This window comes from Aquabacterium sp., from assembly GCF_034003525.1.
GTDB lineage: Bacteria > Pseudomonadota > Gammaproteobacteria > Burkholderiales > Burkholderiaceae_C > Aquabacterium.
Window position 1 is genome coordinate 38,342 of the sequence record NZ_JAVEYN010000016.1, and the last position, 15,613, is coordinate 53,954.

Annotated in this window: 13 protein-coding genes; 7 read left to right on the plus strand and 6 right to left on the minus strand. The window is 66.6% G+C overall.

From position 1 onward, the window contains the following. The first annotated feature begins 2 nt into the window (after nucleotides 1-2). The 3 genes from RBT42_RS10725 to RBT42_RS10735 all read left to right on the plus strand — a co-directional run bounded on the left by RBT42_RS10725 (nucleotide 3) and on the right by RBT42_RS10735 (nucleotide 2,557). A complete protein-coding gene (locus tag RBT42_RS10725) occupies nucleotides 3-803 on the plus strand; it encodes a MotA/TolQ/ExbB proton channel family protein (protein ID WP_320364936.1) in 801 nt (266 codons plus the stop codon). Between the two features lie 22 nt (nucleotides 804-825). Further along, nucleotides 826-1,245, plus strand: a complete 420-nt coding sequence (locus RBT42_RS10730) for a biopolymer transporter ExbD (RefSeq protein WP_320364938.1) — start codon at nucleotides 826-828, stop codon at nucleotides 1,243-1,245. Nucleotides 1,246-1,327: 82 nt separating this feature from the next. Further along, nucleotides 1,328-2,557, plus strand: a complete 1,230-nt coding sequence (locus RBT42_RS10735) for a CoA transferase (RefSeq protein ID WP_320364939.1) — start codon at nucleotides 1,328-1,330, stop codon at nucleotides 2,555-2,557. Between the two features lie 26 nt (nucleotides 2,558-2,583). Here RBT42_RS10735 and thpR read toward each other — a convergent pair whose 3' ends face one another. After that, nucleotides 2,584-3,084 carry an RNA 2',3'-cyclic phosphodiesterase gene (thpR, locus tag RBT42_RS10740; protein WP_320364941.1) on the minus strand — a complete coding sequence of 167 codons (501 nt, stop codon included), beginning with the start codon at nucleotides 3,082-3,084 and terminating at the stop codon, nucleotides 2,584-2,586. A gap of 39 nt (nucleotides 3,085-3,123) precedes the next feature. On the opposite strand from thpR, the gene RBT42_RS10745 reads away from it, so the two are divergent. Both RBT42_RS10745 and RBT42_RS10750 read left to right on the plus strand, forming a co-directional pair. After that, nucleotides 3,124-5,046 carry an MFS transporter gene (locus RBT42_RS10745; RefSeq protein WP_320364943.1) on the plus strand — a complete coding sequence of 641 codons (1,923 nt, stop codon included), beginning with the start codon at nucleotides 3,124-3,126 and terminating at the stop codon, nucleotides 5,044-5,046. A 51-nt stretch (nucleotides 5,047-5,097) separates the two neighbouring features. Further along, the gene (locus RBT42_RS10750; RefSeq protein WP_320364945.1) at nucleotides 5,098-5,778 is read left to right on the plus strand and encodes a CAAX prenyl protease-related protein; all 681 of its coding nucleotides are present in this window, start codon (nucleotides 5,098-5,100) and stop codon (nucleotides 5,776-5,778) included. Between the two features lie 35 nt (nucleotides 5,779-5,813). Here RBT42_RS10750 and tgt read toward each other — a convergent pair whose 3' ends face one another. From tgt to queA, 3 genes are read right to left on the minus strand one after another with little or no spacing between them, the layout of a single operon-like run. Further along, entirely contained in the window at nucleotides 5,814-6,953 is a 1,140-nt protein-coding gene (gene tgt, locus RBT42_RS10755; RefSeq protein WP_320364947.1) for a tRNA guanosine(34) transglycosylase Tgt, read from the minus strand. A 37-nt stretch (nucleotides 6,954-6,990) separates the two neighbouring features. Next, entirely contained in the window at nucleotides 6,991-9,336 is a 2,346-nt protein-coding gene (locus RBT42_RS10760) for a hybrid sensor histidine kinase/response regulator (RefSeq protein WP_320364949.1), read from the minus strand. After that, nucleotides 9,333-10,394: a tRNA preQ1(34) S-adenosylmethionine ribosyltransferase-isomerase QueA gene (queA, locus tag RBT42_RS10765; RefSeq protein WP_320364951.1), complete on the minus strand. Its 1,062-nt coding sequence runs from the start codon at nucleotides 10,392-10,394 to the stop codon at nucleotides 9,333-9,335. Before queA ends, RBT42_RS10760 begins: the two co-directional genes overlap by 4 nt. A 271-nt stretch (nucleotides 10,395-10,665) precedes the next feature. Between queA and recG the strand changes: the two genes are divergently transcribed. Together recG and RBT42_RS10775 are read left to right on the plus strand one after the other, a co-directional pair. Then, nucleotides 10,666-12,717: an ATP-dependent DNA helicase RecG gene (recG, locus tag RBT42_RS10770; protein WP_413785886.1), complete on the plus strand. Its 2,052-nt coding sequence runs from the start codon at nucleotides 10,666-10,668 to the stop codon at nucleotides 12,715-12,717. A gap of 88 nt (nucleotides 12,718-12,805) precedes the next feature. Next, nucleotides 12,806-13,729 (plus strand): LysR substrate-binding domain-containing protein, encoded by a 924-nt coding sequence (locus RBT42_RS10775; protein ID WP_320364954.1) that lies wholly within the window; start codon nucleotides 12,806-12,808, stop codon nucleotides 13,727-13,729. A 27-nt stretch (nucleotides 13,730-13,756) separates the two neighbouring features. On the opposite strand, the gene RBT42_RS10780 is transcribed toward RBT42_RS10775, so the two are convergent. Then, nucleotides 13,757-14,572: a BPSS1780 family membrane protein gene (locus RBT42_RS10780; protein WP_320364955.1), complete on the minus strand. Its 816-nt coding sequence runs from the start codon at nucleotides 14,570-14,572 to the stop codon at nucleotides 13,757-13,759. Next, nucleotides 14,569-15,540: a homoserine kinase gene (locus RBT42_RS10785; RefSeq protein ID WP_320364957.1), complete on the minus strand. Its 972-nt coding sequence runs from the start codon at nucleotides 15,538-15,540 to the stop codon at nucleotides 14,569-14,571. Before RBT42_RS10785 ends, RBT42_RS10780 begins: the two co-directional genes overlap by 4 nt. Between the last annotated feature and the right edge of the window lie 73 nt (nucleotides 15,541-15,613).

Here is a 15,613-nt window from a genome sequence, read left to right on the forward strand (position 1 = left end):
CCATGACCGATCTCGCTGCTGCCGTGCCTGCCGCGGTGCCTGTTGCCACGGCCCCCGAACTGGGTTTCACGCACTTCATTGCCCAGACCGATCTGGTCGGTCAGGGCCTGTTCGTGATCCTGGTCATCATGTCCCTGATCTCGTGGGCACTGATCGTCATCAAGGGGGTGGGGCTGTTCAAGCGTCAGCGACGCAGCCAGGCCTTCCTGAATTTCTTCTGGAACGCCACCTCGCTGGAGGCCGTGCAAAACGAGATCGCCACGCATGGGGTGGACGAGCCCTTTGCCCACCTCACGGCGCACGCCATGCACGCGCAGGCCCACCACGCCCGTTACGGCGCGGCCAAGCTGGAAGAAGCCGGCAGCGCCCAGGACTTCCTGACCCGCACCATCAAGAAGGTGCTCGATGAAGAAACCATGCGCATGGAAAGCGGCCTGAGCGTGCTGGCGACCATCGGCGCCACCGCCCCCTTCGTGGGCCTGTTCGGCACTGTCTGGGGCGTGTACCACGCGCTGCTGGCCATTGGCGCCACCGGTGCGGGCACGCTCGACAAGGTGGCCGGCCCGGTGGGTGAGGCGCTGATCATGACCGGCGTGGGCTTGGCCGTCGCCATCCCGGCGGTCATGGCCTATAACTGGCTGACCCGCAGCAACCGCGTCTGGGGCGCCCGTCTGGACGCCTTTGCCTTCGAGCTGTTCACCTTCCTGTCCACGGGCCAGACGCTGAAAACCAGCGTTGAGCACGACACCCCGTCCGCTTCGGCCGCCCCGGTGCGCGTGGTCAAGCACGGCAGCGCCGCCTGATTTCGACTGCGAGGAGTGAGCCATGGCCTTCGCCAGTTTTGACAGCAAGAGCAGCAGCGCCCCGGTCTCCGAGATCAACATGGTGCCGCTCATCGACGTGATGTTGGTGCTGCTGGTGATCTTCATCGTGACGGCCCCCTTGCTGAGCCATTCCGTGAAGATGGACCTGCCCAAGGCCAGCGCCCAGGTGATGTCGGCCAAGGCCGAGAAGATCGACTTTTCGATCGACGCCAACGGCATCCGCTACTGGAACGGTGCGGCGCTCAGCCGTGAAGAAGCGGCTGCACGCTTCATGACCGAGGGCCAGAAGAGCACCCAGCCGGAGATCCATCTGCGTGCTGACAAGACCGTGCCCTACGGCGCCGTGGCGGAGACTCTGGCCGATGCCTCGAAAGCCGGCTTGAGCAAGATCGGCTTCGTGACGGATCCGGCCCAGCCCTGAGCGCGCCCCCTGATCCTGGACCAGGCCCCTGCACGGGGCCTGTGTCGTTTCTGAGGCGGTACACACGGTTAACATCAAGGCCATGAGCACGCCCGTTTCTTCCTCTTTGTCGACTGAGGGTGCCCCTCAGATCCCGCCCCAGGCCCTGGCTGGTCTGAAGGTCATCGAACTGGGCCAGTTGATCGCTGGCCCCTTTGCCGGCAAGACCCTGGCCGATTTCGGGGCCGAGGTCATCAAGGTCGAGCCGCCGGCCACCGAGGGGGGGGCAGGGGGCGACCCCTTGCGCCAATGGCGCATGCTGCACAACGGCACCAGCGTGTGGTGGCAGGTGCAAAGCCGCAACAAGCAGAGCGTGGTGCTGGACCTGCGCACCGAGGCCGGCCGCGACACGGTGCGCCGCCTCATCGACGAGGCCGACGTGCTCATCGAGAACTTCAAGCCTGGCACCCTCGAGAAATGGGGCATGGGCTACGAGGTGCTCAGCCGCAGCAACCCGGGCCTGATCATGCTGCGCGTCAGCGGCTACGGGCAGACCGGCCCTTACCGGGATCGGCCGGGCTTTGCCGTGGTGGCCGAAGCCATGGGCGGCATGCGCTACCTCAATGGCGAGCCCGGCCGTGCGCCGGTGCGCGCGGGCGTGAGTCTGGGGGACACGCTGGCGGCCCTGCATGGCGTCATCGGTGTGCTCCTGGCCTTGCAGGCCCGTCAGGCCAGCATCAGCCGCGACGCGCCCAAGGGCCTGGGCCAGGTGGTGGACGTGGCCTTGTACGAGTCGGTGTTCAACTGCATGGAAAGCCTCTTGCCCGAGTACAGCGCCTTCGGGGCCGTGCGCCAGCCGGCTGGTTCGGCTTTGCCGGGCATCGCGCCAAGCAACGCCTACCCTTGTGTCGATGGCATGGTGGTCATCGGCGGCAATGGGGATTCGATCTTCAAGCGGCTGATGATCGCCATCGGGCGCGACGACCTGGCCACCGATCCGCAACTGGCAAGCAACCCTGGCAGGGTGGTGCGCGTGGCCGAGATCGACGCCGCCATTGGCTTGTGGACCCAGGCGCGTCGTGTCGAGCAGGTGCTGGCGGTGCTCAATGCGGCCAGCGTGCCGGTCGGGCGCATCTACACTGCCGCCGACATCGCGGCCGATCCGCATTTCCAGGCGCGCGAGATGATCCTGCCGGTGACCACCCCGGATGGCCTGACCGTGCAGGTGCCGGGCATCGTGCCCAAGCTCTCGCGCACGCCGGGCGCCATCACCCGCCGCGCGCCCAAGCTGGGCGAAGACACCGAGGCGGTGCTGTCCCGACTTCAGCCCTGACCTGCGAGCCGATGTCTGCCCCTGTGTCAGCCGTAGTGCTGGAGTGGGTGGTAGCCGTGATCGGAGAGAACGAGCGCGTAGCGCTGCGCCGTCCAGCGCAGTGGCAGCGCCGCTTTGGGGACCAGGCCCCGCGCACGGCGCGCCAGCGTGATGTGAGGCTGATACGGCCTGGATTCCAGCGGCAGGCCGAGTTGCTTGAGCGCGTCGCCCAGGTGCGCGTGCAGATCAAGCAGGGTCGGGGGAGTGGCTTCGGGCCGCAGCACGGCCACACCGTTGGGCCACACGTCCAGGTGGTCCAGGGTCAGGATCACAGGCGAGCCTGCCGCTGGTAGGGCTTGCTTCAGAGCAGGCAGCAGCGCCTTCGGCACTTGACCAAGGAAATGCAGGGTCAGATGCAGATCGTTTGCACGGGTGAGGCGGGCGCCGGCGGGCCAGCTCTGAGCCTGCTGCCAGGCGAGCAGGACGGCACGGGTGTCGTCATCGGGCCACAGGGCCAGGAAGAGGCGCAGGGTGGGATCAGGGGTCATGACGCTGGCCTTGTACAGTGCACGAAACAAACACAGAGGATGGACACCGTGAAAGAAGTACCGGCAGCCCACGAGGGGCAGTTTGCCTTGTTGAAGCAGGGCCGGTTTGCGCCCTTCTTTTTCACCCAGTTTCTGGGGGCCGCCAACGACAACCTCTTCAAGTTTGCCTTGACCGTGCTGGTGACCTACCAGTTGCAGGTGAGCTGGCTGCCACCGCAGATGGCCGGGCTGGTGATCGGGGCGTTGTTCATTTTGCCCTTTGTGCTGCTGTCGGCCACGGCCGGGCAGTGGGCCGACAAGTACGACAAGGCACGCATCATGCGAGCGGTCAAATTGCTGGAGATCGGCATCATGGCCCTGGCCGGACTGGGCTTCTGGTTCCAGGTGGTGCCGCTGCTGCTGGTCTGCGTGCTGTTGATGGGCCTGCACTCCACCTTCTTCGGGCCGGTGAAATACGCCTACCTGCCGCAGCACCTCAGTGAGCGCGAACTCACCGGGGGCAATGGGCTGGTCGAGATGGGCACATTTGTCGCCATCTTGCTGGGCAATGTGGGCGGGGGCCTGTTGATGAGCATCCCGCAGACCGGCGCCCATTGGGTGGCCGCTGCCTGTCTGGGCGTGGCTGTGCTGGGCTGGCTGACTTCGGCGCGCATCCCGGTCTCGCCTGCCTCCGATCCGGGCTTGAAGCTGAACTGGAACCCCTTTAGCGAAACCTGGCGCAACCTGCAACTGGCCCGCCAGTACCCCAGCGTGTTCCGCTCCCTGCTGGGCATCTCGTGGATGTGGTTCTTCGGCGCGGTGTTCTTGGCACAGTTCCCGTCTTTCGCGCGCGATGTGCTGGGGGGCAATGAGCAGGTGGCCTCGCTGCTGCTGGTGGTGTTCTCGGTCGGTATTGCGGTGGGCTCGCTGCTGTGCGAAACCTTCTCGCACCGCCATGTCGAAATCGGCCTGGTGCCCATTGGCGCTTTAGGCATGACGGTGTTTGCCTTCGATCTGTACCTGGCGTCGCAGGCGGTGGTGCCGCCCGCTGCCGGCGTCTTGCTGACGGTGGGCGAGTTTGTGGCACATCCGGCCCACTGGCGCGTCATGGCCGATCTGGCGCTGCTGGCTTTCAGCGCTGGACTCTACAGTGTGCCGATGTACGCGCTGATCCAGCTGCGCGCCCAGCCCAGCCACCGCGCGCGCATCATCGCCGCCAACAACATCCTCAACGCACTGTTCATGATCGTCAGCAGCCTGCTGGCCGGGGCGATGCTGGGCGCCGGTTTTAGCATCCCGCAGGTGTTCGGTGCCACCGCCTTGCTCAACATCCTGGTGGTGGGCTATGTGTTCTGGCTGATGCCCGAGTACATCGTGCGCCTGGTGATGCTGGTGGTGACGCGGGTGGTGTACCGACTCAAGGTACGCGGTGACGAACACCTGCCCACCGATGGCGCGGCCATCCTGGTGTGCAACCACGTCAGCTTTGTCGATGCCGTGATCCTGGGCGTCTGCAGCCCGCGCCCGATGGTGTTCCTGATGGACCACCGCATCTTCAAGACGCCGGGCATAGGCTGGTTTTTCCGGGCCGTCAAGGCCATCCCGATTGCGCCACAAAAAGAAGACCCGCAGGCCTATGAGCAGGCGTTCGAGCGCGCGAGGCAGGTCTTGCGCGACGGAGATCTGCTGTGCCTGTTCCCGGAAGGGGCGATCACCAAGGATGGGCGCATGCAGCCCTTCAAGGCCGGCATCATGAAGATCCTGGCCTCGGACCCGGTGCCGGTGATCCCGGCGGCGCTGCACAACCTGTGGGGTTCGAGCTTCTCTCGCATTGAGGGTGCGGCGATGGCGCGTCCGCTGCGCCGCGGACTGTTCAACCGCATTGGCCTGGTGGTGGGCGAGCCCATGGCGCCTGAGGCGGTCACGCCCGAGGCCCTTCAAGTGCGGGTGCAGGGCCTGCTCGATGAGCCCAGCCCTGAGTGAGATCGGGGTGGGGTGGCAGAATCGCCGCACTCCATTGCTCCGCTGGACCCGATGAAATCCTTGCTTTCCCCTGCCGCTTGGGCGCGCGTCATTCCCTTTGCCCTGTTCATGGCCTTGCTGGCCTTGCGCGCGCAGTGGCCGGCTGGCGAAGGTGGCTGGCTGGACCCGCGCTGGCTCTATGGCGTCTCGGTGCTGGTGGTCGGTGGCAGCCTGGTGTACTTCTGGCGCCGTTACGGCGAGCTGGGGCGTGGCTCGGGCCTGTCGTTCTGGCACGCCTTGCTGGCGATGGCGGTGGGCGTGGTGGTGTTCGTGCTGTGGGTGTGGCTGACCGAGCCCTGGATGCTGCTGGGTGAGCCCAGTGCCAGCTTTCGGCCGGTGGACGACGAGGGCCAGTTGCTGTGGGGCTTGGTGATCGTGCGCTGGATTGGCGCTGCGATGCTGGTGCCGGTGATGGAGGAGCTGTTCTGGCGCTCCTACCTGATGCGCTGGGTGGACAAACCCGATTTCGAGACACAAGACCCGGGCGCGGTGACGCTGCGGGCCATGCTGCTGTCCTCGCTGGTGTTCATGCTGGCGCACAGCCAGTGGCTGGCCGCGCTGGTGGCTGGCATGGCCTACGCCTGGCTGTACCGCTACACCCGCACGCTGTGGGCACCGATCCTGGCGCACGCCGTGACCAACGGCATCCTGGGCGCCTGGGTGGTGGTGATGGGCAACTGGCAGTTCTGGTGAGCGTAGCCCGGGCCTGAGCCCGGACGGCCACCGGATCAGACGCCGCGCGCGCGATCGGCGGCGAACTGCTGCTGGAAGGCGGCAAAGCGGCCGGCGTCCAGCGCATCGCGCACTTCCTGCATCAGATTCAGGTAGTAGTGCAGGTTGTGGATGGTGGTCAGCATGGGGCCCAGCATCTCGCCGCAACGGTCGAGGTGGTGCAGGTAGGCTCGGCTGAAGTTCTGGCAGGTGTAGCAGCTGCAGGTCTCGTCCACCGGGCGTTCATCGGCCTTGTTGCGGCTGTTGCGCAGGCGCAGGTCGCCAAAGCGGGTGAACAGGTGGCCGTTGCGCGCATTGCGGGTGGGCATCACGCAGTCGAACATGTCCACGCCTGTGGCCACGCCAGCCACCAGGTCTTCGGGTGTGCCCACGCCCATCAGGTAGCGCGGCTTGTTCGCGGGCAGCTTGGGGCTGATGTGGCTCATCACCCGCAGCATCTCGTCCTTGGGTTCACCGACGCTGACGCCCCCGATGGCGTAGCCCGGCAGGTTCATGTCGGCCAGCGCGGCCAGCGACTCTTCGCGCAGGTGCTCGAACATGCCACCTTGCACGATGCCGAACAGGGCATTGGGGTTCTCCAGCCGATCGAACTCGGTCTGACAGCGTTTGGCCCAGCGCAGGCTCAGCTCCATCGACGCGCGGGCTTCCTTCTCGGTGGTGATGTGGCCCAGCGATTTGTCACCCTTCCAGTAGGGCGTGCACTCGTCGAACTGCATGACGATGTCCGAGTTCAGGATGGTCTGGATCTGCATGCTGATCTCGGGCGTCAGGAAGAGCTTGTCGCCGTTGACCGGCGAGGCAAAGCGCACGCCTTCTTCGCTGATCTTGCGCATCTCTCCCAGCGACCAGACCTGGAAGCCGCCCGAGTCCGTGAGGATGGGCTTGTTCCAGGACTCGAATTTGTGCAGGCCGCCAAACTGCTTCATGATGTCCAGGCCCGGGCGCATCCACAGGTGGAAGGTGTTGCCCAGGATGATCTGCGCGCCCATCTCTTCGAGCGAGCGGGGCATCACGCCCTTGACGGTGCCATAGGTGCCCACTGGCATGAAGATGGGGGTCTGGACAACGCCGTGGTTGAGCGTGAGGCGGCCGCGGCGGGCTTCGCCTTCGGTCTTGAGCAGTTCAAAGTTCAGCATGGGGACGGGTCTCGTGGGGGTGTCGTGCGACCGGGCCTCAGGCCTGGGCGGTCGCGGGGCGACGGGCATTCAGGTGTTCCAGCAGGCGTTCGCTGCGGAAGGGCTTGGCCAGCACGGTGAGGCCCGATTCGTCGAAGCGGGCCAGTTCATTGGGGTTGGTGTCGCCCGAGATGATGAGGGTCTGCAGGGGCTTGGTCGGTGGATCCTGGGCGCGCAGCTGCAGGCTCACATGTTGCGCCAGTTGCAGGCCGTCGATGCCGGGCAGGCGGTAGTCGGTGATCAGGGTGTCGGGCAGTTGCTCGGCGTCGACATGGGTCAGCAGGTGGGGCAGCTCGTCGAGCAGCGCTTCGCCGTCTGACCAGGTGCGCACATGAGCGCCCCAGCTGTGCAGCATCTCGCCCAGGGCGCGGCGCAACAGCACATCGTCTTCCACCAGCCAGATCACGCGGTCGGACAGGGGGTGGGCCACGCCGGGCTGAACCTGGGTCTGGGCTGGCGTGACCAGGTTGAGCGGCAGTTCGATGGCAAAGCACGAGCCTTTACCGGGCACCGAGCGCACGCTGATCTGCTCACCGAGGATGGAGGCCGTGCGCCGCACGATGGCCAGGCCCAGGCCGATGCCGCGGGTACGGTCGCGGGCGCTGTTGCCGACCTGGTAGAACTCGTCGAAGATGCGCTCGCGCTGCTCCGGGGCGATGCCGATGCCGGTGTCCCAGACCTCGATGCGCAGGCGGTGCTTGCCGCGCCGGCGGGCCGCCACCAGCACGCCGCCCCGCTCGGTGTAGCGGATGGCGTTGGCCACCAGGTTGCGAAGCACGCTGTGCAGCAGCATGGGGTCGGTCAAGACCATCAGCTGCTTGCCATCGTTGTTCTTGGGCAGGCGGAAGCGCAGGTCCAGCCCCTTGGCGGCGGCCGCGCTGGCTTCGTGGATCTTCACTTCCTGGAAGACGTCCTGCATGCGCACCGACTGAAACTCTGGTTTGACGGCGCCGGCATCCAGGCGGGAGATGTCCAGCAGCCCCACCAGCAGCGACTCCATGGAGGTGACCGCCTCGTCGAGCATGTTGGTCAGCTCCTTGACTTCGGGTTCGGTGGCCTGTTTGCGCAGCAGGCTCACCAGCAGGCCGATGGCCGCGGTGGGTTGACGCAGGTCGTGGCTGGCGGCAGCCAGGAAGCGGGTCTTGGATTCGTTGGCAACCTCGAGGGCGCGGGTTCGGTCGGCCACGCGCTCTTCGAGCGTGATGTTCATCCGCTCGGACAGGTTCATTGCTTCGATGAACTTGCTCATCAAGGTCAGGGCAAAGCCCAGGAAGATGATGGGCGCGAAGTAGGGTGTCCAGTAGAGGTCGGTGACGTCGAGGTAGGGTGTCAGGAACAGGTAGTCGTGGGCCATGCTCACCAGCGTGCCCAGCGGACCCAGGGTCATGGCCGAGGCCTCCATCCAGTGGCGGGTCCATGCCGTCTGCAGGATCTTGTAGACCACCAGCACGCCGCCGGCCATCATCAATGGGTAGGCGATCAGGCGCAGCACGTCGAGGTAGGGCGTGCCCATCGCGAACAGGCCCATCAGCGGCACGCCGAAACCGACGATTCGCAAGGGGTTGATCAGGCTCCTGATGCGCGTGTTGGAGTAGGCCAGGCCGAACATGACCTGGAAGTAGGTCGTCACCGAGTGCGTCGAGAAAAACAGCCAGTCGACGACGTGCGTGGGCCAGCTGATGGTCTCGATGAAGTACAGGCCGTTGCGGCCGCACATGATGAGCATCATCCAGCCGAAGTAGGCAAAGATCACGTCACGCGGACGGGCTCGCCAGGCGAACAGCACGAACAGGGCCATGCCGGCCACGCTCATGTTGAGCATCTGCGGCAGATCGACGGTCAACAGCGTGGTGCGGTCGAAGTCATCGCGCATTTCGCTCAACACGCCCAGCTCGAGCGGGGCGATGCCGGGCTTGCGGAAGGGGTTCATCCGCACGTCGATGGCAATCTCGTTGTGACCGGCGTGCAGGACGTTGACGGGCAGCTCGGTAAGATAGGGCAGGGGGGCCATGCTGGTGATGGCCTCGCCTTCCATGTGCCGCGTGGACAGGGTCTCGCCGTTGACCGTGATGCGGTGGTTGCCAGGCAGGCGATCGACGCGCAAGGCCCAGGGGGTGGCGGGCACCGCCGGCAGCGTCAGCTGCGCACGGTAGCAGTACACCGCCGGAGGGTGAATGCCGAGTTGTCGCCAGTCATCGGGCAGCGTCACCCCCCGGCCCAGCCGCTGTTCCGAGCATGCACCCGGCGCGAGGGTGACGGCATCGATCACCAGCTTGGGGGCGGCCGCGACCGTGCCTGCCAGCCACAGCAGGCACCAGCAGGCCAGGCGCAGCAGCGTGTTCATGGCGCGCGACGCTCGATCAGCATGGCGTCGCCATAGCTGAAGAAACGGTAGCCCTGCGCGATCGCGTGCTGGTAGAGCGAGCGGATGTGTTCGTAGCCGGCCAGGGCGCTCACCAGCATCATCAGCGTGCTCTTGGGCAGGTGGAAGTTGGTGAGCAGCAGGTCTACCACCTTGAACTGGAAGCCCGGGGTGATGAAGATGTCGGTGTCGCGGCTGCCCGCTTGCAGGATCTGGCCGGCAGGCGCGTGCAGGGCGGCGGACTCCAGTGCGCGCAAGGTGGTGGTGCCCACCGAGATGACACGGCCGCCCGCAGCCTTGGTGGCTTCGATGGCGGCGACGGTGCTGGCCGGCACCTCGAACCACTCGCTGTGCATCTTGTGCTCGGCCAGGTTGTCGGTGCGCACCGGTTGGAAGGTGCCCGCGCCCACGTGCAGGGTCACTTCGGCGGTGCGCACCCCGCGCTCGCGCAGGGCCGCCAGCACGGCGTCATCAAAGTGCAAGGCCGCCGTGGGGGCCGCCACCGCGCCGGGGGCCTTGGCGAACACCGTCTGGTAGCGCCGCACATCGTCGGCTTCGTCGGCATGGGTGATGTAAGGGGGCAGGGGCACGTGGCCGTGCTGTTCGAGCAATTCGAACGGGTCGCCCGAGAGTTTGAGGTGAAACAGGCCGCCATCGGGGCCGCCGCGGCCCAGCACCTCGGCGTCGAAGGCGTCGGCAAAGCGCACGATGCTGCCGGGCTTGGGCGACTTGCTGGCGCGCATGTGGGCCAGTACCTCGTGGTTGGGCAATACGCGCTCAACCAGGGCCTCGACGGCGCCGCCGGACTGCTTGGCGCCGTATAGGCGTGCCTTGATGACGCGGGTGTTGTTGAAGACCAGCAGATCCCCAGGCTGCAGCAGCGAGGGCAGGTCGCGGAACACGCGGTCCACCGGTGTGGCGCCCCGGCCATCGAGCAGGCGCGAGGCGCTGCGCTCGGCAGCGGGGTGCTGGGCGATCAGTTCGGGCGGCAGCTCGAAGTCGAAATCGCTGAGGGTGTAGCCGGAAGCAGAAGCGGTCATGCCATTGAGGGACGGACGGGTCCCGTGCCAAGGAAACCCGCTATTGTCCTTCATCTGCGCAGCCCTGGGGTGACCCGGCAGGGCGCGGGCACGCTCAGACGCGGGGGCGGTGGGGTTGGCGGGCGGGCACAATGGCGATCGCTTTCATCCATTCAACGAGTTCAGCGTGGCGCACGAGGCAGCAGGCCCTTCTTCGACATCTTCTGCACGTGGCAAGGCGCGCACGGGGCAGCCTGCGGCTGCCGACAAGCGTTCGCCGCCGCAGAAAGCGATGGAGCGCCTGGGCCTGACGCGTGACATCGACCTGGCGCTGCACCTGCCGCTGCGCTACGAAGATGAGACGCGTCTGACCCTGCTGCGCGAGGCGCGCGACGGGGAAACGGTCCAAGTGGAAGGCGTGGTGCGCGACAACCGCATCGAGGCCCGCGGGCGCCGCCAGCTCATCGTGCGCCTGCACGACGGTTCGGGCGAGGTGCTGCTGCGCTTTTTGAACTTCTACGGCTCACAGCAAAAGAGCTGGGGCGCCGGGGTGCGCCTGCGGGTGCGTGGCGAGTTGCGCAATGGCTTTTTCGGCCGGGAAATGGTGCACCCGCAGGTGCGCATCGTGCAGGAAGGCGCGCCGCTGGCGCAGGCGCTCACCCCCGTCTACCCGACCACGGCCGGCCTGCCGCAGGCCTACCTGCGCAAGGCGGTGGCGGCGGGCCTGGCGCGGGCCCCGCTGGACGAGCTGATCCCGCCGGCCTTGCTGCCGCCGCGCCTGCCGTCCTTGCGCGAGTCGCTGCATTTCCTGCACCACCCCAGCCCCGACACCTCGCTGACGGCACTGGAGGATCATAGCCACCCGGCCTGGCAGCGCCTCAAATTTGAGGAACTGCTGGCGCAACAGGTCTCGCAGATGCAGGCGCGCGCCGAGCGTGCGCACCTGAAGGCGCCTGTGTTGAAAGCCCACGCCCAAGGGCTGCCCGAGCGCCTGTTGGCGGTCCTGCCTTTCCAGCTGACGGGCGCGCAGCAGCGCGTCTGTGCCGAGATCGCGGCCGATCTCGCTCGCCCTGTGCCGATGCACCGCCTGCTGCAAGGCGATGTGGGCTCCGGCAAGACGGTGGTGGCGGCGCTGGCGGCTGCCGTGGCCATGGACGCTGGCTGGCAATGCGCCCTGATGGCGCCCACCGAAATCCTGGCCGAGCAGCACTTTCGCAAGCTGGTCGACTGGCTGGAGCCCCTGGGCATCAAGGTGGCGTGGCTCACGGGCAGCCTCAAGGTCAAGGTCAAGCGTGAGCAACTGGCTGCTGTCGCGTCGGGCGAGGCGCAGCTCGTGGTCGGTACGCACGCGGTCATCCAGGACCAGGTCGAGTTTGCGAAACTGGGCCTGGCGCTGATCGACGAGCAGCACCGCTTCGGCGTCGCCCAGCGCCTGCAGTTGCGCAGCAAGCTGCAGAGCCGCGAGCTGGAGCCGCACCTGCTGATGATGAGCGCCACACCCATCCCCCGCACCCTGGCGATGACCTACCTGGCCGATCTGGAGGTCAGCACCATCGACGAGTTGCCGCCCGGCCGCACGCCCATCGTCACCCGCGTCTTCGCCGACAGCCGGCGCGAAGAGGTCATCGAGCGCATCCGCGACGAGGTGGCCAAGGGCAGCCAGGTGTACTGGGTCTGCCCGCTGATCGACGAAACCGAAGACAGCGACCAGGCGGCAGACGAGGTGGCCGGCCGCGACAGCAACAAGCGCCCACCGCTGGACCTGAGCAACGTCACCCAGACCCATCAGGATCTGAGTGAAGCCTTGCCGGGCTGCGGGGTGGGGCTGCTGCATGGTCGCCTGCCGGCGGCCCAGAAGGCCGAGGTGATGGCGAAGTTTTCGTCGGGCGAGCTGTCGGTGCTGGTGGCCACCACCGTGATCGAAGTCGGGGTGGACGTGCCCAACGCCAGCCTGATGGTGATCGAGCACGCCGAGCGTTTCGGTTTGAGTCAGCTGCACCAGTTGCGCGGGCGGGTGGGGCGTGGCGCCGTGGCCAGCGTGTGCGTGCTGCTGTACGCCTCGCCGCTGTCTGACTCCGGCAAGCAGCGCCTCAAGGCCATGGCCGAAACCACCGATGGTTTCGAGATCGCGCGCCGCGATCTGGAAATCCGTGGCCCGGGCGAGTTCATGGGCGCGCGCCAGTCGGGCGCGGCCATGCTGCGTTTTGCCGATCTGCACGAAGACGAGGCGCTGGTGGCGCGGGCCCGCCAGGTGGCCGAGGTGCTGTTGCGCGACCATCCGGGTGCGGCTCAGCGCCATGTCGGCCGCTGGCTGGGCCACAAGTCCGAGTATCTGAAGGCCTGAGGGAAAGCAGGGCGCCGGGCTTTGCAGTGACGCTGGCAGGCCCCGAAGCGTGGCCGCCGCACCCCGGATGCCGCACAATGTGGCCACCATGACCCTGACCGAACTTCGCTACATCGTTGCCGTCGCCCGCGAGCGCCATTTCGGGCGCGCGGCCGAAGCCTGCTTCGTCTCCCAGCCCACCTTGTCGGTGGCCGTGAAAAAGCTGGAAGACGAACTCGACGTCAAGCTGTTCGAGCGTGGCAGCGCCGAGATCACCGTCACGCCCTTGGGTGAAGAAATCGTGCGCCAGGCGCAGGCCGTGCTGGAGCAGGCCCAGGCCATCAAGGAAATCGCCAAGCGTGGCAAGGACCCGCTGGCCGGCCCCCTGCGCCTGGGCGTCATCTACACCATCGGGCCCTATCTGCTGCCGGAACTGGTGCGCTCGGCCATCAGCCGCGTGCCGCAGATGCCGCTGATGCTGCAGGAGAACTTTACCGCCAAGTTGCTGGAAATGTTGCGCGCGGGTGAGCTGGACTGTGCCATCTTGGCCGAGCCGTTCCCGGACACCAACCTGGCCGTGGCGCCGCTGTACGACGAGCCTTTTCTGGTGGCCGTGCCCCGCAGCCACCCGCTGGCGCAGCGTGCCTCCATTGGTGCCGAAGAGCTCAAGCGCGAAACCATGCTCTTGCTGGGTGCTGGCCACTGCTTCCGCGACCATGTGCTGGAGGTGTGCCCGGAGTTCGCGCGTTTTTCCAGCGCGACTGAGGGCATCCGCAAGAGCTTCGAGGGCTCCTCACTGGAAACCATCAAGCACATGGTGGCCGCCGGCATGGGCGTGACCGTGGTGCCGCGCCTGTCGGTGCCGGTCGAGCCCCATCCGCATGTGGTGTATGTGCCGTTTGAGGGCGAGCCGCCGACGCGCCGAGTCGTGCTGGCTTGGCGCCGCAGCTTCACGCGCTACGAGGCAATTGCCGCCTTGCGCAATGCGATCTATGCCTGCGAGCTCGAGGGCGTCACGCGTCTGACCGACTGAAGCAGGGCCGCCGCCATGCGGCGCGCCTCAGGCCTCAGGCTGCGACCTTGGATCGGTGTCCGTGGGGCTGACATCCGCTGGGGACTCGAAGCAGTCCACCACCGTGAAGTACAGCGAGGCGTAGAACGCCGACGCCACCCACAGGCCAGCTGTGATGGCCAGCACATTGCCCAGCATCGGTATCGGCAGCTGGCTGAGCAGGAAACGGTCCAGCAGGCCGAGGGCCAGCACCACGCCGAACCAGCACAGCCCGTACACGGCAAACGCCCCCAGATTGCGCCAGCACGCCACGATGCTGAAGAACAGCGCCTTGCTCACCGGCAGTCGGGCCCACAGGATCAAGGCCGGCGCATGCCAGAACAGCAGCGAAACCGGCAGGGTCAAGAGCACGCGCCACAGGATGTCTTGCTGGATCAGGGGGTGGTTGACCAGTTCGGCAGCGCTCTCGGCCGTTTCGAACACGGCCGCCACCTCGTCGGCGCCGGGGCCGAGCAACTGCGCCAGTTGCATGATCAACAGGGTGGCCATGACATAGCCACCGGCCAACTGGGCCAGGATGCGGCGCGGGCTGTGCGGGCCCTTGAAGGCTTCGAACAGGATGGCAGGCGTGAAGCGCTCGCCTTGCAGCACCTTGCGCGTGGCCAGCATGAAGCCCAGCCACATCAGCGGCATGCAGCCCACCACCAGCAAGGGGCCCACCACCGGCAGTCCGATCAACAGCAGGGCGAAGGACAGGCACAGGCCGAGCAGGCCGACAAAGTGGAAAGGCTGGCGGCGGCTGACCAGCAGCCCCTGCCTCAACCAGACATAGCCTTGCGAGGGCTTGACGATGCGGAGCTTCATGCGGAGGCGGCCTGGCGGGTGTAGGACCAGGGCTGTTGACGACGCAGGGTGAGCACGCGCTCGAAGTGTGTGGGGTCGTGCGGCTGCAGCATGGCGGCATCGCGCGGCAGGTAGAAGTCCCACAGGCGCGAGGTCCAGAACCGCAGTGCCGCGGCGCGCAGCAGGGCCGGCAGCAAGGCCAGTTCTGCATCGGTCAGGCGGCGCTCGGCGTCGTAGGCGGCCACGAAGGCCTGTGCGCGGGCCGCATCCAGCGCGCCGGTGGCCAGGTCAATGCACCAGTCGTTCAGGCACACGGCGATGTCGAACAGGAAGGTATCGCAGCCGGCAAAGTAGAAGTCGAAGAAGCCTGACAGGGTGGGACCGTCGAACATCACGTTGTCACGGAACAGGTCGGCGTGGATGGGGCCGTGTGGCAGCGTTTGGTAGGCCTCGCTGCGCGCCAGGTCCTGCTGGTACGCCAGCTCGGATTCGATCAGCGCGGCCTGCTCGGCGTTCAGGTGCGGGCGGACCACGGGGATGGTCTCCGTCCACCAGGTCAGGCCGCGCAGATTGGGTTGCTGATGAGGGTAGTCGGTGCCGGCCCGGTGCATGCGCGCCAGCATCGCGCCCACCTGGGCACAGTCGGCCACCTGGGGGCTGAGCTGGTTGCGCCCCTTCAGGCGCGTCACGACGGCAGCAGGCTTGCCCTTGAGCGTGTGCAGGATCTCACCTTTCGCATTGGCCTGCGGGGCCGGCACGGGAATGCCACGCTGCGCCAGGTGGTGCATCAGGTTCAGATAAAAGGGCAGTTGTTCGAAGCTCAGGCGTTCGAACAGCGTCAGCACATAGTCGCCTTGATCGGTGCTGGCGAAGTAGTTGGTGTTCTCGATGCCGGAGGCGCAGCCCTGCAGGGACTGCAAGGCGCCCAGACCCAGGGTGGACAGCAAGCCAGCTGCTTCCTGTGGGGAGACTTCGGTGAAAACGGCCATGAGACAGATGGAGCAAAGAGGGATGAAGCCACGCCTGGGACCCGCGTTTAGGGGAAAGCCCGTGCCGCAGGTG

Coding starts and splice junctions, on each gene's coding strand:
- recG (WP_413785886.1), top strand. CDS start 10,666: ATGGAGCGCCTGGGCCTGACGCGTGACATCGACCTGGCGCTGCACCTG.
- RBT42_RS10750 (WP_320364945.1), top strand. CDS start 5,098: ATGAAATCCTTGCTTTCCCCTGCCGCTTGGGCGCGCGTCATTCCCTTT.
- RBT42_RS10735 (WP_320364939.1), top strand. CDS start 1,328: ATGAGCACGCCCGTTTCTTCCTCTTTGTCGACTGAGGGTGCCCCTCAG.
- RBT42_RS10730 (WP_320364938.1), top strand. CDS start 826: ATGGCCTTCGCCAGTTTTGACAGCAAGAGCAGCAGCGCCCCGGTCTCC.
- RBT42_RS10760 (WP_320364949.1), bottom strand. CDS start 9,336: ATGAACACGCTGCTGCGCCTGGCCTGCTGGTGCCTGCTGTGGCTGGCA.
- RBT42_RS10785 (WP_320364957.1), bottom strand. CDS start 15,540: ATGGCCGTTTTCACCGAAGTCTCCCCACAGGAAGCAGCTGGCTTGCTG.
- RBT42_RS10745 (WP_320364943.1), top strand. CDS start 3,124: ATGGACACCGTGAAAGAAGTACCGGCAGCCCACGAGGGGCAGTTTGCC.
- queA (WP_320364951.1), bottom strand. CDS start 10,394: ATGACCGCTTCTGCTTCCGGCTACACCCTCAGCGATTTCGACTTCGAG.
- RBT42_RS10780 (WP_320364955.1), bottom strand. CDS start 14,572: ATGAAGCTCCGCATCGTCAAGCCCTCGCAAGGCTATGTCTGGTTGAGG.
- thpR (WP_320364941.1), bottom strand. CDS start 3,084: ATGACCCCTGATCCCACCCTGCGCCTCTTCCTGGCCCTGTGGCCCGAT.
- RBT42_RS10775 (WP_320364954.1), top strand. CDS start 12,806: ATGACCCTGACCGAACTTCGCTACATCGTTGCCGTCGCCCGCGAGCGC.
- tgt (WP_320364947.1), bottom strand. CDS start 6,953: ATGCTGAACTTTGAACTGCTCAAGACCGAAGGCGAAGCCCGCCGCGGC.
- RBT42_RS10725 (WP_320364936.1), top strand. CDS start 3: ATGACCGATCTCGCTGCTGCCGTGCCTGCCGCGGTGCCTGTTGCCACG.